This window comes from Ruminococcus sp. (genome assembly GCF_017549005.1).
GTDB lineage: Bacteria > Bacillota > Clostridia > Oscillospirales > Ruminococcaceae > Ruminococcus.
Window position 1 is genome coordinate 117,974 of record NZ_JAFYYT010000003.1, and the last position, 16,404, is coordinate 134,377.

A 16,404-nucleotide genomic window follows, 5' to 3' on the forward strand; every position below is an offset into this window, starting at 1 on the left:
CAAAAAAGGTGAAAACATGGGAAAAAGCAATAATACACAGGAAAAATTCAAGTCAAAGATAGGCGGTCAGGCTCTTATCGAGGGCATAATGATGCTGGGACCCAATAAGGGCGCAATGGCGTGCCGTCTTCCCGACGGTACCGTAGACCTGGAAACATGGGACGAAAACAACGGCAAAAGCGCTCCGTGGTACAGGAAAGTGCCGCTGGTGAGAGGCTGTACGAACTTTGTCATATCACTTGTCAAGGGCTATAAGTACATGATGAAGTCTGCGGAAAAGCAGATGCCCGAGGACGAGGAAGAAGAAAAGGACAAGAAGAATAAGGACGAAAAGTCCGGAGCCGCTGCTGCTGACAGCACGGCAGCTCCCGGGGAAGAAAAGAAAAAGGAAAAGGAAAAGGAGGGCTCGGGCTACGACATATTCATGTATCTCGGTATACTTTTCGGCGTAGTCATGGCTATCGGTCTTTTCGTAATGCTCCCGAAGTGGATAGTCGGACTTATCCCCTCTGTCAAGGAACACCGCTTCCTGCGCTCTCTCCTGGAGGGACTGGTGAAGATAACCCTTTTCGTTGTATATATGTACCTTACAAGCCTGATGAAGGATATCCGCAGGCAGTTCATGTATCACGGCGCAGAGCACAAGACCATTGCCTGCCATGAGGCTGAGCTCCCGCTTACTGTGGAGAATATCCGCAAGCAGAGCCGCTTCCACAAGCGCTGCGGTACGAGCTTCATATTCATAGTGCTCATAGTCAGCATATTCGTGATGTGCTTCGTGCCCTTCACGGTGACCTGGCAGCGTATCGTGGCTTCACTGGTGCTCCTGCCCCTCGTTGTCGGCATCTCCTACGAGTGCATACGCCTTGCAGGCAATAACGACAACCTCTTCACACGCATACTTTCTGCTCCCGGACTTGCCATGCAGCGCATAACCACACGCGAGCCCGACGACAGCATGATAGAGATAGCAATTGCTGCTATGACCCCATGTATCCCCTCTGACAAGGAGGAGGACAAGTGGTGACCCGAGGCGAGCTTTTTGCTCAGTGCCGCGGTCTTATCGCACTGCGCGACGAGGAGTCTGCAGATTTTGACACGACTTGTATCTTTCAGGATATGCTGGGGGAGAAGTTCCCCATGTTCGCTCCGAAAGAGCCCGTTCCCGACGGGAAGGCGGCGGAGATACTCTCCCTTGCAAAGCGCCGTTCCGAGGGATATCCCCTGCAGTATCTGCTGGGACAGTGGGAGTTCTGGGGCTGCAATTTCAGAATAGGCGAGGGTGTGCTCATACCCCGTCCCGATACGGAGACCCTTGTGGAACAGGTGCTTGACATCTGCCGCAGGGAAGGTCTCACAGCGCCGAAGATTGCCGACCTTTGCAGCGGCAGCGGCTGTATAGCCGTAGCCCTGAAAAAGGAGCTCCCACAGGCGGAGGTTTACGCTGTGGAGCTGTCGGAAAAGGCGCTTTATTACCTAAGACAGAACACGGAGCTCAACGGCTGCGGTGATATAAGGATAATCAGCGGAGATGTGCTGAAAAGTGAGACTGCCCGTCAGATAACGGGTCTCGATGTACTTGTGAGCAATCCTCCTTATCTCACGGCACAGGACATGAGCGAGCTCATGACGGAGGTCAGATACGAGCCTGAGTCCGCACTTTTCGGCGGCGAGGACGGTCTCGATTTCTACAGAGCCGTTACAGAGCTGTGGAAAAGCTCTGTGAAGTCAGGCGGTTTTATCGCCTATGAGTTCGGTCTCGGACAGCATGACGCCGTAAAGGCGATACTCGAAAGGAACGGCTTCGGCAATGTGGAACTGAAACGTGACGGCGGCGGTATCATAAGAACGGCAGCCGCTGTTAAAGCCCTTAGCCTTTAGCCATATTTTTAGGGGTCGGCGTCCCTTAACGGACTGCCAAAGACAGCCCCTACAAGAGCAAATTATTCAGTCATTCGTTGAGCTGAAAGAAAGGATGATCCATGAAGATAGCGGTATTCTCTGACATTCACGGAAACCTCAGAGCATTGAAAGCAGTCCTTGAACGGATAAAAGCGCAGGCTCCCGACAAAACGGTGTTTTTAGGGGATATTTTTCAGCGCGGCAATGAAGAATCTGAGTGCCTTGAGCTGCTGAAATCAAGCGATATAGTCTGTTTAAAGGGCAACTGCGAGCTTTATGCGGAACACGGAGTCGATGTGGATCCCGATGTGGAACATCTCAGGGAGTATTACGACGGTGTGAGAAAAAGACTTACAGCCGAACAGATGGAGTTCATCAGGAAGATGCCGCTGTTCTTTGAGATCGAAAGTCATGGACATAAGCTGCATTTTTCGCATTTCCTGTTCCTCGGTATCGAAAAGCCGTACCCGTTTTTACCGCTGTCAAGCCTGAAAAACGGCGAGTTCGACAAGGCCTGCGAAAGCGGATACGTAAAGGGATACGACCTGGCTGTGGTCGGTCATTGTCATGAGAATTTCGTAAAGGGAAATGTAGTTTCTGTTTCGGCTTCGGGTCTGGAGGGAGCTTCATGGCTTCTCATCGAAGTAAACGGGGATTCAGTGGATTTTGAGCGCTTCAGCCTTGATTCAGTTCAGAGTTGATGTGTTCGCTCCGCTCATACCGATCAGGCGATACCATAACTTTCAACTTTTCATTTTTAAGAAAAAACAATAGATTTTCAGGTACATTAAAGCTTAATATACTATAATATATACGGAGGAAATACCAATGGCAAAGAAGGAACTTGCTAAAAAGCCGACAGTCGTCAGAGTTACCGCTGTGGAGGACAAGAAAGCCGCTCTCGACGGAGCTCTCAAGCAGATAGAAAAGAAGTACGGCGCAGGCGCTGTTATGCGTCTCGGTCAGACAAAGACACTTAATGTTGACGCTATCCCCACAGGCTCCATGACCCTCGATATGGCGCTGGGTATAGGCGGCGTGCCGAGAGGACGTATCGTTGAGATATACGGTCCCGAGAGCTCGGGTAAGACCACGGTTGCGCTGTCCATAGTCGCACAGGCTCAGAAGGCAGGCGGAGAAGCCGCATTCATCGACGTCGAGCACGCTCTCGATCCGGTTTATGCACAGGCTCTCGGCGTAAATATCGAAAATCTTCTCGTTTCACAGCCTGACAGCGGCGAACAGGCTCTCGAGATCGCGGAGGCTCTTATCCGCTCGGGCGCTATCGACGTTATCGTACTTGACTCTATCGCCGCTATGACCACCCGTGCCGAGATCGACGGCGAAATGGGCGATCTCCATGTTGGACAGCTGGCAAGACTCATGTCTCAGGCTATGAGAAAGCTCACAGCGGCTATATCCAAGTCCAACTGCGTTGCAATATTCATCAATCAGATACGCGAAAAGATTGGCGTTATGTACGGAAATCCCGAGACTACCCCCGGCGGACGCGCCCTCAAGTTCTATGCGTCGGTGCGTATCGACGTAAGAAAGGGCGAGGTCATCAAGTCGGGCACCGATATCATCGGTGCGACCACAAAGTGCAAGATAGTCAAGAACAAGGTAGCTCCGCCGTTCAAGGAGTGTCAGTTCGACCTTATGTACGGCAGCGGTATCTCACGTACAGGAGAAGTTCTCGACCTTGCCGTTGACCTCGATATCATAAAGAAGGGCGGCTCGTGGTTCAGCTACAAGGATCAGAAGCTGGGACAGGGACGCGATAACGTCAAGGAACTGCTCCAGAACGACGAAAAGCTCATGAAGGAGATAGAGGAGCAGATACTCGCTCATAAGGATGAGTTGGCAAATGCGGCTCCGAAGAAGAGCAAGCCTGCGGAAAAGGCTGTTCCCGAGGGTGAGGACGGCGCTCAGGAGAGAGGAGCTTCCGGGGAGGACGTTCTCGCAAGCTTTGACGATAACTTTGAGGAGTTCACTCCTGCCGAAGAATAATGAAGATAACATCTGTTACGCGATACAAGGGCTCGACCTATGAGGCGGAGCTCGACGACGGGCGAAAGCTCTATCTCCATGCGGATATCATCACGGATTTCGGCATACGGGCAGGCATGGAGACAGACCGCGATACGCTGCGGAAAATAGTATATGCTTCCAACTTTCGCAGAGCCTATCAGAGAGCGCTCTATCTGCTGGATTACAGGGACTATACCTATTCAGAAATGTTTGAGAAGCTCATAGGCAACTACAAGAGCGAACCGCTTTGCACGGCGGTAATGAAAAGGCTCACGGAGCACGGCTTTATAGACGATGTGCGCTATGCGGAGCGTATGGCGCGTAAGCTCGTGGAAATAAAGCGCTTCGGCTATCGCCGCTGCAAGAGAGAGCTCATGCAGAAGGGGCTTAGCGAGTTCATCGCTGTGGACGCCCTCGAAGCTTACGGCGATACCTTCGGGGAGAACCTTTCGGAGCTCCTCAGAGCAAAGTATTCCCGTTATCTTACAGACCGTGAGGACAGAAAAACGATAGAAAAGGTCAAAAGCGCACTTGTTCGGTACGGCTACGGCTTTACTGAGATAAACAAAGCCGTTAAGGAGTATTTTGACTGCGCGGAGGACCTTGAGGAGGAAAACTGATATGGCGATCAAGGTGGGCATGGTGTCCCTTGGCTGCTCGAAAAATCTTGTTGACTCTGAGCGTATGCTTTACAAGCTCAGAAAGCACGGCTACAAGCTGGTCACAGAGCCCGGTCTTGCAGACGTTGCGGTAGTCAATACCTGCGGCTTCATAAAGGCTGCTAAGGAAGAAGCTATTGAAACTATCCTCGAGCTGGGAAAGCTCAAGGAGGAGGGCAGTCTCAGAAAGATAATAATCACAGGCTGTCTTGTGGAAAGATACAAGGAGGAGGCTGCTGAGCAGTTCCCCGAGGCCGACGCCGTTGTCGGCATAGGCGATACAAAGGATATTGTGGATATACTCGACCATGTCCTTGCTGATGAAAGAGTGGTGCGTTTTGCGCCGAAGCTCGACGCGGAGCTCTGCGGCGAAAGAATATTGTCAACCCTGCCTTTCTTTACTTACCTGAAAGTGGCGGAGGGCTGCTCGAATTGCTGTACCTACTGCGCTATTCCCATGATAAGGGGAAAGTTCAGGAGCGTTCCTATGGAAAAGCTCATTGAAGAGGCAAGGTTCCTTGCGGAAAACGGCGTTACCGAGCTTGTTGTCATCGCGCAGGATACGGCTCTCTACGGAAAGGACCTCTACGGCGAGCCTAAGCTTGCGGAGCTTCTCACAAAGCTTTGCAGGATAGACGGCCTCCGATGGATACGTACACTTTACTGCTATCCCGAGCGCATAACTGACGAGCTTCTTGACGTTATCGCCCGTGAGGACAAGCTGGTGAAGTACCTGGAGATACCTATACAGCACTGTAACGGCGAAATACTTTCGCGTATGAACCGCTGGGGCGATACGGAAAAGCTGGAGGCGCTGTTCAGGCATATCCGTGAGAAGGTGCCGAATATAATACTCAGGACAACTCTTATTACAGGTTTCCCGGGAGAGACCGAGGAGCAGTTCGAGGAGCTTGCCGAGTTTGTGAAGAGAGTACGTTTCGACAGGCTGGGCTGTTTTGCCTATTCCCGTGAGGAGGGCACAAAGGCTTATGACTTCCCCGACCAGATAGACGAGGAGACAGCGGCTCACCGCGCAGATATAATCATGGAGCAGCAGATGCTCATAAGCTGCGAAAACAACGAAAAGCTCATGGGTGCAGAGCTTGAAGCGGTCGTTGAGGGCTTCGACAAGTTCGGTGAGTGCTGGTTCGGCAGAACACAGCTCGACGCCCCCGATATAGACGGAAAGGTATTCTTTACCTCCGCAAAGCCCCTTGCGGTCGGCGATCATGTTCAGATCAGGATCACCGATACGCTTGATTATGATCTTATAGGAGAGGTGATAGGCCAATGAACCTGCCAAATAAGCTGACTCTTCTCAGAGTCTTTCTTATTCCGTTCTTCCTTTTATTCATGTATTTAAACTTACCATTTCACTTTGCAATAGCGCTGGTCATCTTCGGAATTGCTTCTATAACCGATGCTCTTGACGGAAAGATCGCAAGATCGAGAAATCTTGTGACCAATTTCGGCAAATTCCTCGATCCGTTGGCAGATAAGGTGCTCGTTATCGCTGCCCTTGCAGTATTTGTTGAGTTCAGAGAGGTGAATATGAGCGCTATTCCGTTCATAATCATTACCGCAAGAGAATTTATGGTATCGGGTCTGAGACTTCTTGCCGCAAACAGCGGCATAGTCGTTGCCGCAGGAATATGGGGCAAGCTGAAAACTGCCTTTACCATGATAGCTATCGTGGCTATACTCTTCTGGCTCAGTCTCTGCTTTGATTTTGAAATTGGTTTCCCGCTGGAGTTCAGAAACGCTGTGGATAATGTACTTATCCCCGTGCTTATATGGATATCTGCGGTTCTTACCGTTATTTCCGGAGTCGTTTACCTCAAGGGCTACTGGAACCTTATCGACTCGGACAAGTAAGCACCGGTCTCTTTGAAAGGAGAATAAAATGAAACACTGTGCAGGTCAGGTAAAATACCTTGCGGCTATAAAGGAATTATCAGAAAAAGAGGAATGCGTCCGCTGCGTCAGCATATCCCGTCATCTTGGCGTTTCAAGACCCAGCGTCAGCAAAATGCTCAGATGTCTCGCAAACTGCGGACTGGTATATGAGGACTTCTGCAACAGCGTGGTGCTCACTCCCGAGGGTGAGGAGACCGTGGAGAGACTTTTTTCCTCGTTTGACGAGGTGTATACGTTCTTCCACAGGTTCCTGAAGCTGCCCCGCGAGGAGGCTCACGAGCAGGCGATAAAGTTCATCACGGAGTTTCCGCAGGATACCAGCGAGCGCGTGAAAACGCTTATCAGGCGCACTCTCAGCAAGAAGCAGACGAGTGGGCAGTGAAATCAGTTGTAAGTGAACAGTGATCAGCAGGGCGGCTCTGCCGCCCTTTTTTGTTCCGTATAATGCAAAAAGGACGCCCGTTGGGCGTCCTTTTAAACTAATGGTACAGTTTACATAAGTTCACAGATAAGGTTAGAGAATTCAACGGGATTCTCTATGCTCATGCCCTCGATAAGGAGCGCCTGATCGTAGAGGAGCTGTGCGTACTTGCCCAGCTTTTCCTTGTCTCCGCCCTCACTGAGAGCTTTCAGCTTGCCGAATATAGCGTGGTCGGGATTGATCTCGAGTACGCGCTGTGCGTGTACCTTCTGGTCTGTAGGCATGGAGTTGAGCACCTTTTCCATTTCGAGTGATATCTCGCCCTCGCTGGTAAGGCATACAGGGTGGGATTTGAGCCTCTGCGAGATGGCTACCTTTGTTACCTTGCCGTTCAGAGCTTCCTGAAGCTCCTTGAGAAGGTCGGCGCTTTCCTCTTCCTTTGCCTTTATTTCTTCCTTCTTTTCGGGTGAATCGAGTCCCAGATCGTCTGAGGATACGGATTTGAACTCCTTTTCCTTGTACTTCATCAGAGACTTTATAGCAAACTCGTCGATATTATCTGTGAGATAAAGTATCTCGAAGCCGTTGTCCTTTACAAGCTCTGTCTGCGGGAGCTGCTCGATACGGGCTGCGCTCTCGCCTGTTGCGTAGTAGATGTACTTCTGATCTTCGCGCATACCTGTTACGTATTCGTCAAGAGTTACGAGCTTCTGCTCGTTTGAGGAAGTGAACAGGAGAAGATCCTGTAATTTTTCCTTGTTCATGCCGAAGTCGCTGTAAATACCGTATTTGAGCTGTAAACCGAAGGCTTTCCAGAACTCCTCATACTTTTCACGCTCGTTTTTGAGCATTTTTTTCAGCTCGTTGCTGACAGTCTTTTCAATGCTCTTTGCGATAGCCTTGAGCTGTCTGTCGTGCTGGAGCATCTCACGGGAGATGTTCAGTGAAAGATCCTCGCTGTCGACAAGACCCTTTACGAAGCTGAAATAATCGGGGAGAAGGTCTGCACACTTGTCCATTATGAGTACGCCGTTTGAGTAGAGCTGCAAGCCCTTTTCGTACTCCTTTGAGTAGTAGTCAAAGGGAGCTTTTGACGGTATATAGAGCAGCGCATTGTATGCAGGCATTTCGTTGCTGATATGCGAATACTTCAGAGGAGCATTGTAATCGTAGAACTTTTCTGTGTAGAAATGCTTGTAGTCCTCTTCCTTGAGCTCATTCTTGTTCTTCTTCCAGAGGGGAGTCATGCTGTTGAGAGTCTCGACTTCGATGTAGTCCTCATACTCAACAGGGAAGTTCTTCTCCTTTTCCTCCTCGGTCTGCTCCTTTGGACGGCTGTGGGATACTTCCATCTTGATAGGGAAGCGGATATAGTCGGAATACTTGCTGATAAGTGACTTTATCCTGTACTGGTCGAGGAACTCGCCGTAGTTCTCGTCCTCGGTGTCGTCAAGCATTTCGAGGATTATCTCGGTGCCTGCGCTCTTCTTGTCGGCTTCGGTTATGGTGTAGCCGTCAACGCCCTCGGACTCCCACTGATAAGCCTTGTCGCTGCCGTAAGCCTTTGATATTACGGTAACTTTCTTGGCTACCATGAATGCAGAGTAGAAGCCTACGCCGAACTGTCCGATTATCTGGTTGTCCTCTTCCAGCTTGTTCTCGTTCTTGAACTTGAATGAGCCGCTGTTTGCGATAGTACCGAGGTTGTTTTCGAGCTCCTCTTCTGTCATGCCGATACCGTTATCGGTGATTTTCAGTGTACGGCTGTCCTTGTCGGCGGATATCCATATTGCGAAGTCGTCTTTATTGAGACCGACCTTGTCGTCGGTGAGTGATTTGAAGTACAGCTTATCTATAGCGTCGCTTGCATTGGAGATAAGCTCACGGAGGAAGATCTCCTTATGAGTATAGATCGAGTGGATCATCATATCCAGCAGTCTTTTGGATTCTGCTTTGAACTGTTTGGTTTCCATTTAAAACATCTCCATAGTGAAATTAGCACTCTATCTCATAGAGTGCTAAAACAAGTATATACCTTTTACATGTGTAAAGTCAAGGGCAGAAGAAAATGTTTACAATTTGTTCATATTTGTTCCTGATTAATCTTGACAAATACCATTCCTTTAGTATATAATAGTTTAAGAACTAAGAACTAAGAAAGGCGTAGCAGTCAGAGTAGCTTTTCTGCGGACTTTCAGAGAGTGTGCGGTTGGTGCGAGCACATGGCCGGGAAAAGTGAAGTGCGGCTGTCAGCTTCGGCAGGGAAGCGCATAAGCGTGTGTATCTGCCGGCGTTTCGTCCGCGTTAAGGATATGATGAGTACAAAACGGAGTGGAAACGTGCATCTGCGCCTCCGAGGGTAATGCCTCGGGGGCTTTTTGTTTATGTCACCAATTGAAAAGGAGGACAGATATGAATATAATAAAGTATCCCTCGGACGAGGCAGTTAATGAGGCCGTTAAGAACGACGGGAAATTCCTTGCGGCTGTGAGCCTCGACGGAACTATGGCTTATGTGGGGGCGGCTGATGACGCAGGCGACCATATCGCTCTCCTTGAAAGCTTCGGAGAGGAAAGTCCCTCGGGCTTTTTCAGGCTCAGCTTCGACAGCCTTACTGCCGACTGGACGTTCTCATGTCCGCGGAGCTACAAGGGCATTGCCGATGAGAAAGAGCGCATGGGAGCTTACTACCGCGACGGACTTAGCATTCTCCCTGAGTTCCTTGTGATGTTCGGGTACTTCTCAAAGCTCAAGATAAAAAATCCGCCGCCCGAGATATGGGAGTTCTGAACAGCCGTTAGCCATTAGCCTTTAGCAGTAGGTGCGGATATTATCCGCCCGATAAATACGAAATAAATCTGCGGACGCCAAAATGGCGCCCCTACAGAATAGATTTTGGAGGAATAAATATGCAGTTATACAATTCATTATCCCATAAAAAAGAGGATTTCGTGCCCCATGTTGAGGGAAAGGTAAATATGTACACCTGCGGACCTACGGTGTACCATTACGCTCACATAGGCAACCTCAGAAGCTACATCATGGAGGACGTTCTTGAAAAGTACCTGCGTTTCACAGGCTACGATGTGAACCGCGTTATGAATATCACCGACGTTGGTCACCTCACCAGCGACGGCGACACAGGCGACGATAAAATGCTCAAGGGCGCAAAGCGTGAGCACAAGACCGTTATGGAGATAGCCAGGTTCTATACCGACGCTTTCTTTGACGACTGCAGGAAGCTCAATATCAAGACTCCTGATGTGGTCGTTCCCGCAACTACCTATATCGACGAGTTTATCCGCGTTATCAGTGTGCTTATGGAAAAGGGCTACGCTTACGAGGCAGGCGGAAATATCTACTTCGACACATCAAAGCTTGAAAAATACTACGTTTTCAACGATTTCAACGAGGAGGACCTTGCAGTCGGCGTCCGCGAAGGCGTTGAGGCTGACGAAAACAAGCGCAATAAGGCTGATTTCGTGCTATGGTTCACAAAGTCCAAGTTTGACGATCAGGAGCTCAAATGGGACAGCCCCTGGGGTGTCGGATACCCCGGCTGGCACATCGAGTGCTCATGCATAAGCATGAAGAACAACGGCGAGTACCTTGATATCCACTGCGGCGGTATCGACAACGCTTTCCCTCACCATACCAACGAAATAGCTCAGTCCGAGGCTTACCTTGGCCATAAGTGGTGCAACTACTGGTTCCATGTGCTCCACCTCAATACCAACAGCGGTAAAATGAGCAAGAGCAAGGGCGAGTTCCTGACGGTTTCGCTCCTTGAAGAAAAGGGCTACAAGCCTGTTGTATACCGTTTCTTCTGCTTGCAGTCACATTACAGGAAGTCCCTTGTGTTCTCATGGGAAAACCTCGACAATGCGGTAGCTGCCTACAATAAGCTCATAGAGAAGATAGCTCCCCTTACGAAGGAAAGCGGCGGCGACATCGACAAGGCTGAATATGACCGCCTTATGGGTGATTTCAACGACGCTCTCGGCAATGACATAAATACCGCTATGGGTATAACCGTTATCTATGACGTTCTGAAATCAAAGGCAAATGCAGCAACAAAGCTGGCTCTCATAAGCGAATTTGACAAGGTCATGGGACTTGACCTTATCGCAAACGCCAAGGAGCTTTCCGAAAATGCAGGAAATGCTTCCGCCGATATCCCTGCCGAGGTAATGGAGCTTGTTGAGCAGCGCAAGGCTGCACGCAAGGACAAGAATTTCGCACTTGCAGACGAGCTTCGCGACAAGATAGCCGCTCTCGGCTATGAGGTCAAGGAGACAAGACAGGGTACGGAGATAAATAAGCTTTGAGCCGTTAGCCATTAGCTTGCAGGGGCGTGATTCGCGCCCCTGCACTATGTACTAATAACTATTCACTAAAAAGAACGGAGAATATCCAATGGCACGACTTTATCCCCTTTTCAGCTCCAGCAAGGGCAATTCTACCTTTATCGGCACTGAAAAGGGCGGCATACTCATAGACTGCGGAGTGAGCTTCAAGCGGCTTTCCGACGCCCTTGAAGTCAATAACATACCGCTTGATGCGGTGCAGGGCGTGTTCATCACCCATGAGCACTCCGACCACGTTGCAGGACTTGCCATGCTCACGAAAAAGACGGGTATCCCCGTTTACGGGCAGAAGCGTACCCTGCAGAAGCTCTGCGACAGCAATAAGATAGCGGTGAGCTCCCATGTCATCGACATAACGGGAAAGACCATAAGCTGCGGCGGAAGCGAGCTGAGCTGCTTCAATACGCCCCATGACGCCATACAGAGCTGCGGCTACAGGATACATACCTCTGACGATAAGTACTGCGCTGTGTGCACAGACCTCGGACACGTTACTCCCGAGGTGGAAGAAGCTCTCAGGGGCTGCCGCATGGTACTCATAGAGGCTAATTACGACGACTATATGCTGCGGACGGGACCCTATCCGCTGTACCTCAAGGAGCGTATACTCTCGGGGAACGGACATCTTTCAAACGACGACTGCGCGGTCCAGGCAGGCAGGCTCATTGAGGGCGGAACTACCCATATACTTCTCGGGCATTTAAGTCAGGACAACAACCACCCGAGGATAGCGGACGAGACTGTGCAGCGCGGACTTGAACGCTTCACACGGGGAAAGGACTACCTTATGGGAGTTGCTCCCGTTGAGACAAAAGGAGGAGCGGTGATCTTCTGATGAATATCAATCTCATAGTCATAGGCAGGCTTAAAGAGGAGTACCTCCGCAGCGCCTGCGCCGAATATATAAAAAGGCTCGGCAGATACTGTACGTTCGAGCTGCATGAGCTGGACGAGTGCAGGCTCAGCGACGCTCCATCGGAAAAGGAGATAGCTTCTGCGCTGAAAAAGGAGGCCGAGCAGATAAAGAAGTACGCAAGGGGCATGATAGTTCCCATGTGTATCGAGGGGAAACACCTCACAAGTCCCGAGCTCTCGGAGAAGATAATGTCGGCAGGAGTAAGCGGACAGAGCACGGTGACCTTCATTATCGGCAGTTCCTTTGGGCTCGACCCCGAAATAAAGGCTATGGGAGCACTGAAGCTGTCAATGTCGAAAATGACCTTTCCGCACCAGCTCGCGAGAGTAATGCTGCTTGAGCAGATATACCGCGCATTCCAGATAGCGGAGGGCGGAAAATACCACAAATAAAAAGGACAGCTATGCGTATTACACATAGCTGTCCTTTTTATTTGTGAATGTTTTTCTGTAGGGGACGGCGTCCTCGACGTCCCATAAATGTGACTTAGCTCTTAGTTCTTTATAAAACTTGACAGTATAATACGCTTGTGATATAATTAAAAGATACTATGGAATTTTATGCGCTGTTGACGGCAAAGACCGTTCCTGCGCGTTTCAAGGAGCGTTAAATGAGTACGATAAAAGAACTGTACGCATACAGACAAATGATATTCAGCCTTGTGAAAAAGGACCTGCGCGGACGCTACAAGGGTTCGGTACTGGGCTTCATGTGGACCTTCATCAATCCTCTTTTTCAACTGATAGTCTACACTATAGTTTTTAATCATATTCTTCCTAACAATAATGTGAACAAGTATTACCTTTACCTGTTCGTTGCACTGATACCGTGGATATTCTTCTCCTCGTCCATTACGATAGGAGCTGCTTCCATAGTGGCGCAGAAGGACCTCATAAAGAAGATATACTTCCCGAGAATGGTAATACCCATATCCTATGTGACAAGCTGCTTTGTGAATATGCTGCTGTGCTTCATAGTCATATTCGCGGTCATATTCGTGACGGGCGCAGGCATGAACTTCCTTGCGCTGCTGACCCTGCCCGTTATAATGATAGTGGAATACATCTTCGCCCTTGGCATGTCTCTGCTCACTTCGGCAATAACCGTTTATTTCAGAGACCTTGAGCATATCCTGAGTATCGTGGCTATGGCGTGGATGTATCTCACTCCTGTGGTGTACTCGAAGGATATCGTCCCCGATAAATACCTTCCACTTTTCAATCTTAACCCAATGACACATATAATCGACTGTTACAGAACAGTGCTGTACGATAAGCAGGTTCCCGACCTTTCATCGCTTCTCCTTGCGGCAGGTCTGGGAGTATTCTTCCTTATTTTCGGCACACTGGTATTCAACAGGCTACAGAAGCATTTTGCGGAGGAACTCTGATGGCGGAAAATGAAATTGCAATAGAGGTCAGGGACGTGACCAAGAGCTTCAAGGTCTACCTTGACAAGGGTTCACAGCTGAAAGAAAGGCTTCTTTTCTTCAAAAGGAACAAATATGAGGAGCGAAAGGTGCTCAGAGGCATCAGCTTTACTGTGAAAAAGGGCGAGGCTATCGGTCTTATCGGACGTAACGGCTGCGGAAAGAGCACGACTCTGAAGCTCCTGACGAGGATAATGTATCCCGATTCGGGAAAAATAACCATGAACGGCAGAGTTTCCAGCCTTATAGAGCTGGGAGCAGGCTTTCACCCCGATATGAGCGGCAGGGAGAATATCTATACCAACGCCTCCATATTCGGACTTACAAAAAAGGAAATAGACGCAAGATTACAGGATATCATCGACTTCTCGGAACTGGAGCAGTTCATTGACAATCCTGTCCGCACCTATTCCTCGGGAATGTATATGCGTCTTGCTTTCTCAGTAGCCATAAACGTGGACGCGGATATACTTCTTATCGACGAGATACTCGCAGTAGGCGACGCCAACTTCCAGGCGAAATGCTTTGCAAAGCTCAAGGAGATAAAGGCGCAGGGAACGACTATAGTTATCGTTTCGCACTCACTCGGACAGATAGAGCAGATATGCGACCGCTCCATATGGATATACGACGGTCTTATCCGCGCAGAGGGAGACCCAAAGGAGGTTGACCTTGAATACCTCGACTTCATGAGCCGCGAGATGCAGAAGAGCATGAATACGGGCAATTCCACAGGTGCCTGCGAGACCGAGCGCCACGGCAACGGCAACGCCCGTATCGAAAGCGTTTCATCGTTCAATTCCGATGGCGGGGAGCAGACGGTCTTCCGCACGGGAGAGACTATCGTCTTCAGGATAGGCTACAGCGTCAGGGAAAAGGTGGAGGACGCGGTATTCGGTCTCGGCGTGTTCAACAGCAAGGGCATATCGTGCTACGGGACCAACACGAGGATAGACCGCTTTGATGTATACGACATCGCAAAGGACGGCACAACGGAGATAGTTCTTGAAAACGTGCCGCTGCTGCCTGATGTGTATACTCTGGATTTCACCATAGAATGCGGCGACGGTATCCCTGTTGACTACTGCCGGCACATATATAAGATAGAGATACTCTCCAGTGTAGGCGATGTGGGAGTTGCAAGGATAAAACACAGCTTCCTGCTTGATGACAACATCGAAAAGAAAGAGAAAAAGTAACTGAAAGGACAAAAAGATGGACAATAGCATTAATATAGAGCAGATAATGGCTGACATAAAAAGAGAGATAAAGGAAAAGGGGCTGACTGCGGATATGCTGAGCTTTGACGATATCCCCTACAAGAAGACAGCTCAGGGCGGCTCGCCTGCGGAGGCTCTCGACTATGTTACCTCACATTACTATGTGCAGCCCTATCAGGAGTTCACGGGAAATCCCGTGAAGGTGTTCTTCAAGAAGGCTATACGCAAGATAATGAGGTTCTATGTAGACCCCATAGTTATGGAGCAGAACGACCTGAACGCCAATACCGCCATAGTTTTGAAGGCTATATCAGAGGATAAATCAAAGGATATGTGCAACAGAGTGGATACTCTTGAGATAGTCAACAAGGAGCTCCTGAAGCGGCTTGACAGGCTGGAGCACGAAAACGCAGAGCTCCGCAGCATTATTGCAAAGGAGCAGTCGTAATGCGCGTAGTACAGCTCCTGCCGACCCTTTCATTCGGCGACGCTATCGGAAACGATACAATAGCGCTCAAAGGTGCTATAAAGGAAATGGGCTACAATACGGAGATATACACAGAGAATATCGACAAAAGGCTCCCCGACGGCATAGCAAAAAAAGCGGACAAGCTCCGCGACCTTAAAAAGGACGACATACTCATATATCACAAGTCTACGGGTACTGACCTGACATTCAAACTGGACAGGTTCAAGTGCCGCATAATAATGGTGTATCACAATATCACGCCCCCTGAGTTCTTCCGCTCATACAGTATACCTGCCACACAGCTGACAGAGCTGGGCTACAAGGGAGTTGACTTCCTGCGCGACAAGGTGGACTATGTTATGGCGGACTCGGCCTTCAACAAGGGCGAGCTTGTGAAAAGGGGCTACACCTGCCCTATAGACGTGCGCCCCATTCTCATAAAGTTTGAGGACTACAGGCAGGCTCCCGACGAGGCGACTGTAAAGAAGTTCAGCGACGGGAAGAAGAATCTGGTCTTTGTGGGACGTATAGCTCCCAATAAAAAGCAGGAAAACGTCATAAAAGCCTTTTACTGCTACAAAAAGCTCAATCCCGAGTCAAGGCTCATACTTGTGGGCTCTGCAAGGGGCATGGAGAACTATCAGGAGCGCCTGATGAAGTACGCAAGGGCTCTCGGCATAGGCGATGACGTTATATTCCCGGGACACATAAAATTCAGCGAGATACTGGCTTATTATCATGTTGCGGACGCATTCGTGTGCATGAGCGAGCATGAGGGCTTCTGCGTTCCCTTAGTGGAGGCGATGTTCTTCGATATCCCCATAATCGCATATGACACCAGCGCTATATCCGACACTCTCGGCGGAAGCGGAGTTCTTCTCGACAATAACGACCCTGTATTTGCGGCAGAGGTCATAAACAGAGTCCTCACGGACGAAAAGCTCCGGGAGAGCATAATAGAAGGACAGCGCAGACGCCTTGAGGACTTCTCCTACGAGCGCGTAAGAGATGTGTTTGCAAAGGAACTGAAAGGCTTCATAGAGGGCAGAAAAGACAGCGTATAAAGGATTCAA

17 protein-coding genes are annotated in these 16,404 nt (G+C 49.7%); 16 read left to right on the forward strand and 1 reads right to left on the reverse strand.

Annotated features, from left to right (window positions below; genetic code table 11):
• Window positions 1-16: 16 nt before the first annotated feature.
• The 8 genes from IKW96_RS01955 (at window position 17) to IKW96_RS01990 (ending at window position 6,891) form a co-directional block, all read left to right on the forward strand.
• Window positions 17-1,027, forward strand: a complete 1,011-nt coding sequence (locus IKW96_RS01955) for a DUF1385 domain-containing protein (RefSeq protein WP_296569692.1) — start codon at window positions 17-19, stop codon at window positions 1,025-1,027.
• On the forward strand, window positions 1,021-1,881 hold the full coding sequence (gene prmC, locus IKW96_RS01960) for a peptide chain release factor N(5)-glutamine methyltransferase (protein WP_296569694.1): 861 nt from the start codon (window positions 1,021-1,023) through the stop codon (window positions 1,879-1,881). The genes IKW96_RS01955 and prmC overlap by 7 nt, the downstream gene beginning before the upstream one ends.
• A gap of 101 nt (window positions 1,882-1,982) precedes the next feature.
• Window positions 1,983-2,603: a metallophosphoesterase gene (locus IKW96_RS01965; RefSeq protein ID WP_296569696.1), complete on the forward strand. Its 621-nt coding sequence runs from the start codon at window positions 1,983-1,985 to the stop codon at window positions 2,601-2,603.
• A 127-nt stretch (window positions 2,604-2,730) separates the two neighbouring features.
• Entirely contained in the window at window positions 2,731-3,912 is a 1,182-nt protein-coding gene (gene recA, locus IKW96_RS01970) for a recombinase RecA (protein WP_296569698.1), read from the forward strand.
• Window positions 3,912-4,553, forward strand: coding sequence for a RecX family transcriptional regulator (locus tag IKW96_RS01975; RefSeq protein ID WP_296569700.1), 642 nt, complete (start codon window positions 3,912-3,914; stop codon window positions 4,551-4,553). Before recA ends, IKW96_RS01975 begins: the two co-directional genes overlap by 1 nt.
• A 1-nt stretch (window position 4,554) precedes the next feature.
• The gene (gene rimO, locus IKW96_RS01980) at window positions 4,555-5,886 is read left to right on the forward strand and encodes a 30S ribosomal protein S12 methylthiotransferase RimO (protein WP_296569702.1); all 1,332 of its coding nucleotides are present in this window, start codon (window positions 4,555-4,557) and stop codon (window positions 5,884-5,886) included.
• Window positions 5,883-6,467: a CDP-diacylglycerol--glycerol-3-phosphate 3-phosphatidyltransferase gene (gene pgsA / locus IKW96_RS01985; protein WP_296569705.1), complete on the forward strand. Its 585-nt coding sequence runs from the start codon at window positions 5,883-5,885 to the stop codon at window positions 6,465-6,467. Before rimO ends, pgsA begins: the two co-directional genes overlap by 4 nt.
• Window positions 6,468-6,495: 28 nt before the next feature.
• Complete coding sequence (locus IKW96_RS01990; RefSeq protein ID WP_296569708.1) at window positions 6,496-6,891, forward strand: metal-dependent transcriptional regulator; 396 nt, start codon at window positions 6,496-6,498, stop codon at window positions 6,889-6,891.
• A 110-nt stretch (window positions 6,892-7,001) separates the two neighbouring features.
• Here the strand turns inward: IKW96_RS01990 and htpG are convergent, their stop codons facing one another.
• Window positions 7,002-8,903: a molecular chaperone HtpG gene (gene htpG / locus IKW96_RS01995; protein WP_296569709.1), complete on the reverse strand. Its 1,902-nt coding sequence runs from the start codon at window positions 8,901-8,903 to the stop codon at window positions 7,002-7,004.
• Between the two features lie 439 nt (window positions 8,904-9,342).
• Here htpG and IKW96_RS02000 point away from each other — a divergent pair, with 439 nt between their 5' ends.
• The 8 genes from IKW96_RS02000 to IKW96_RS02035 all read left to right on the forward strand — a co-directional run bounded on the left by IKW96_RS02000 (window position 9,343) and on the right by IKW96_RS02035 (window position 16,395).
• Window positions 9,343-9,720, forward strand: coding sequence for a hypothetical protein (locus tag IKW96_RS02000; RefSeq protein WP_296569712.1), 378 nt, complete (start codon window positions 9,343-9,345; stop codon window positions 9,718-9,720).
• Window positions 9,721-9,839: 119 nt separating this feature from the next.
• Entirely contained in the window at window positions 9,840-11,258 is a 1,419-nt protein-coding gene (cysS, locus tag IKW96_RS02005; RefSeq protein ID WP_296569714.1) for a cysteine--tRNA ligase, read from the forward strand.
• 88 nt (window positions 11,259-11,346) lie between these two features.
• Window positions 11,347-12,132 carry an MBL fold metallo-hydrolase gene (locus tag IKW96_RS02010; RefSeq protein WP_296569716.1) on the forward strand — a complete coding sequence of 262 codons (786 nt, stop codon included), beginning with the start codon at window positions 11,347-11,349 and terminating at the stop codon, window positions 12,130-12,132.
• Window positions 12,129-12,605 carry a 23S rRNA (pseudouridine(1915)-N(3))-methyltransferase RlmH gene (rlmH, locus tag IKW96_RS02015; RefSeq protein WP_296569878.1) on the forward strand — a complete coding sequence of 159 codons (477 nt, stop codon included), beginning with the start codon at window positions 12,129-12,131 and terminating at the stop codon, window positions 12,603-12,605. Before IKW96_RS02010 ends, rlmH begins: the two co-directional genes overlap by 4 nt.
• Before the next feature lie 218 nt (window positions 12,606-12,823).
• The gene (locus IKW96_RS02020; protein WP_296569719.1) at window positions 12,824-13,603 is read left to right on the forward strand and encodes an ABC transporter permease; all 780 of its coding nucleotides are present in this window, start codon (window positions 12,824-12,826) and stop codon (window positions 13,601-13,603) included.
• On the forward strand, window positions 13,603-14,841 hold the full coding sequence (locus tag IKW96_RS02025) for an ABC transporter ATP-binding protein (RefSeq protein WP_296569721.1): 1,239 nt from the start codon (window positions 13,603-13,605) through the stop codon (window positions 14,839-14,841). Before IKW96_RS02020 ends, IKW96_RS02025 begins: the two co-directional genes overlap by 1 nt.
• A 16-nt stretch (window positions 14,842-14,857) precedes the next feature.
• A complete protein-coding gene (locus IKW96_RS02030) occupies window positions 14,858-15,310 on the forward strand; it encodes a hypothetical protein (RefSeq protein WP_296569723.1) in 453 nt (150 codons plus the stop codon).
• Window positions 15,310-16,395, forward strand: coding sequence for a glycosyltransferase (locus IKW96_RS02035; protein ID WP_296569725.1), 1,086 nt, complete (start codon window positions 15,310-15,312; stop codon window positions 16,393-16,395). Before IKW96_RS02030 ends, IKW96_RS02035 begins: the two co-directional genes overlap by 1 nt.
• Window positions 16,396-16,404 lie beyond the last annotated feature (9 nt).

Bases quoted from the DNA above. Each gene is read 5' to 3' on its own strand.
- IKW96_RS01955 (WP_296569692.1), top strand. From the start codon at position 17: ATGGGAAAAAGCAATAATACACAGGAAAAATTCAAGTCAAAGATAGGC.
- IKW96_RS01965 (WP_296569696.1), top strand. From the start codon at position 1,983: ATGAAGATAGCGGTATTCTCTGACATTCACGGAAACCTCAGAGCATTG.
- recA (WP_296569698.1), top strand. From the start codon at position 2,731: ATGGCAAAGAAGGAACTTGCTAAAAAGCCGACAGTCGTCAGAGTTACC.
- IKW96_RS01975 (WP_296569700.1), top strand. From the start codon at position 3,912: ATGAAGATAACATCTGTTACGCGATACAAGGGCTCGACCTATGAGGCG.
- rimO (WP_296569702.1), top strand. From the start codon at position 4,555: ATGGCGATCAAGGTGGGCATGGTGTCCCTTGGCTGCTCGAAAAATCTT.
- pgsA (WP_296569705.1), top strand. From the start codon at position 5,883: ATGAACCTGCCAAATAAGCTGACTCTTCTCAGAGTCTTTCTTATTCCG.
- IKW96_RS01990 (WP_296569708.1), top strand. From the start codon at position 6,496: ATGAAACACTGTGCAGGTCAGGTAAAATACCTTGCGGCTATAAAGGAA.
- htpG (WP_296569709.1), bottom strand. From the start codon at position 8,903: ATGGAAACCAAACAGTTCAAAGCAGAATCCAAAAGACTGCTGGATATG.
- IKW96_RS02000 (WP_296569712.1), top strand. From the start codon at position 9,343: ATGAATATAATAAAGTATCCCTCGGACGAGGCAGTTAATGAGGCCGTT.
- cysS (WP_296569714.1), top strand. From the start codon at position 9,840: ATGCAGTTATACAATTCATTATCCCATAAAAAAGAGGATTTCGTGCCC.
- IKW96_RS02010 (WP_296569716.1), top strand. From the start codon at position 11,347: ATGGCACGACTTTATCCCCTTTTCAGCTCCAGCAAGGGCAATTCTACC.
- IKW96_RS02020 (WP_296569719.1), top strand. From the start codon at position 12,824: ATGAGTACGATAAAAGAACTGTACGCATACAGACAAATGATATTCAGC.
- IKW96_RS02025 (WP_296569721.1), top strand. From the start codon at position 13,603: ATGGCGGAAAATGAAATTGCAATAGAGGTCAGGGACGTGACCAAGAGC.
- IKW96_RS02030 (WP_296569723.1), top strand. From the start codon at position 14,858: ATGGACAATAGCATTAATATAGAGCAGATAATGGCTGACATAAAAAGA.
- IKW96_RS02035 (WP_296569725.1), top strand. From the start codon at position 15,310: ATGCGCGTAGTACAGCTCCTGCCGACCCTTTCATTCGGCGACGCTATC.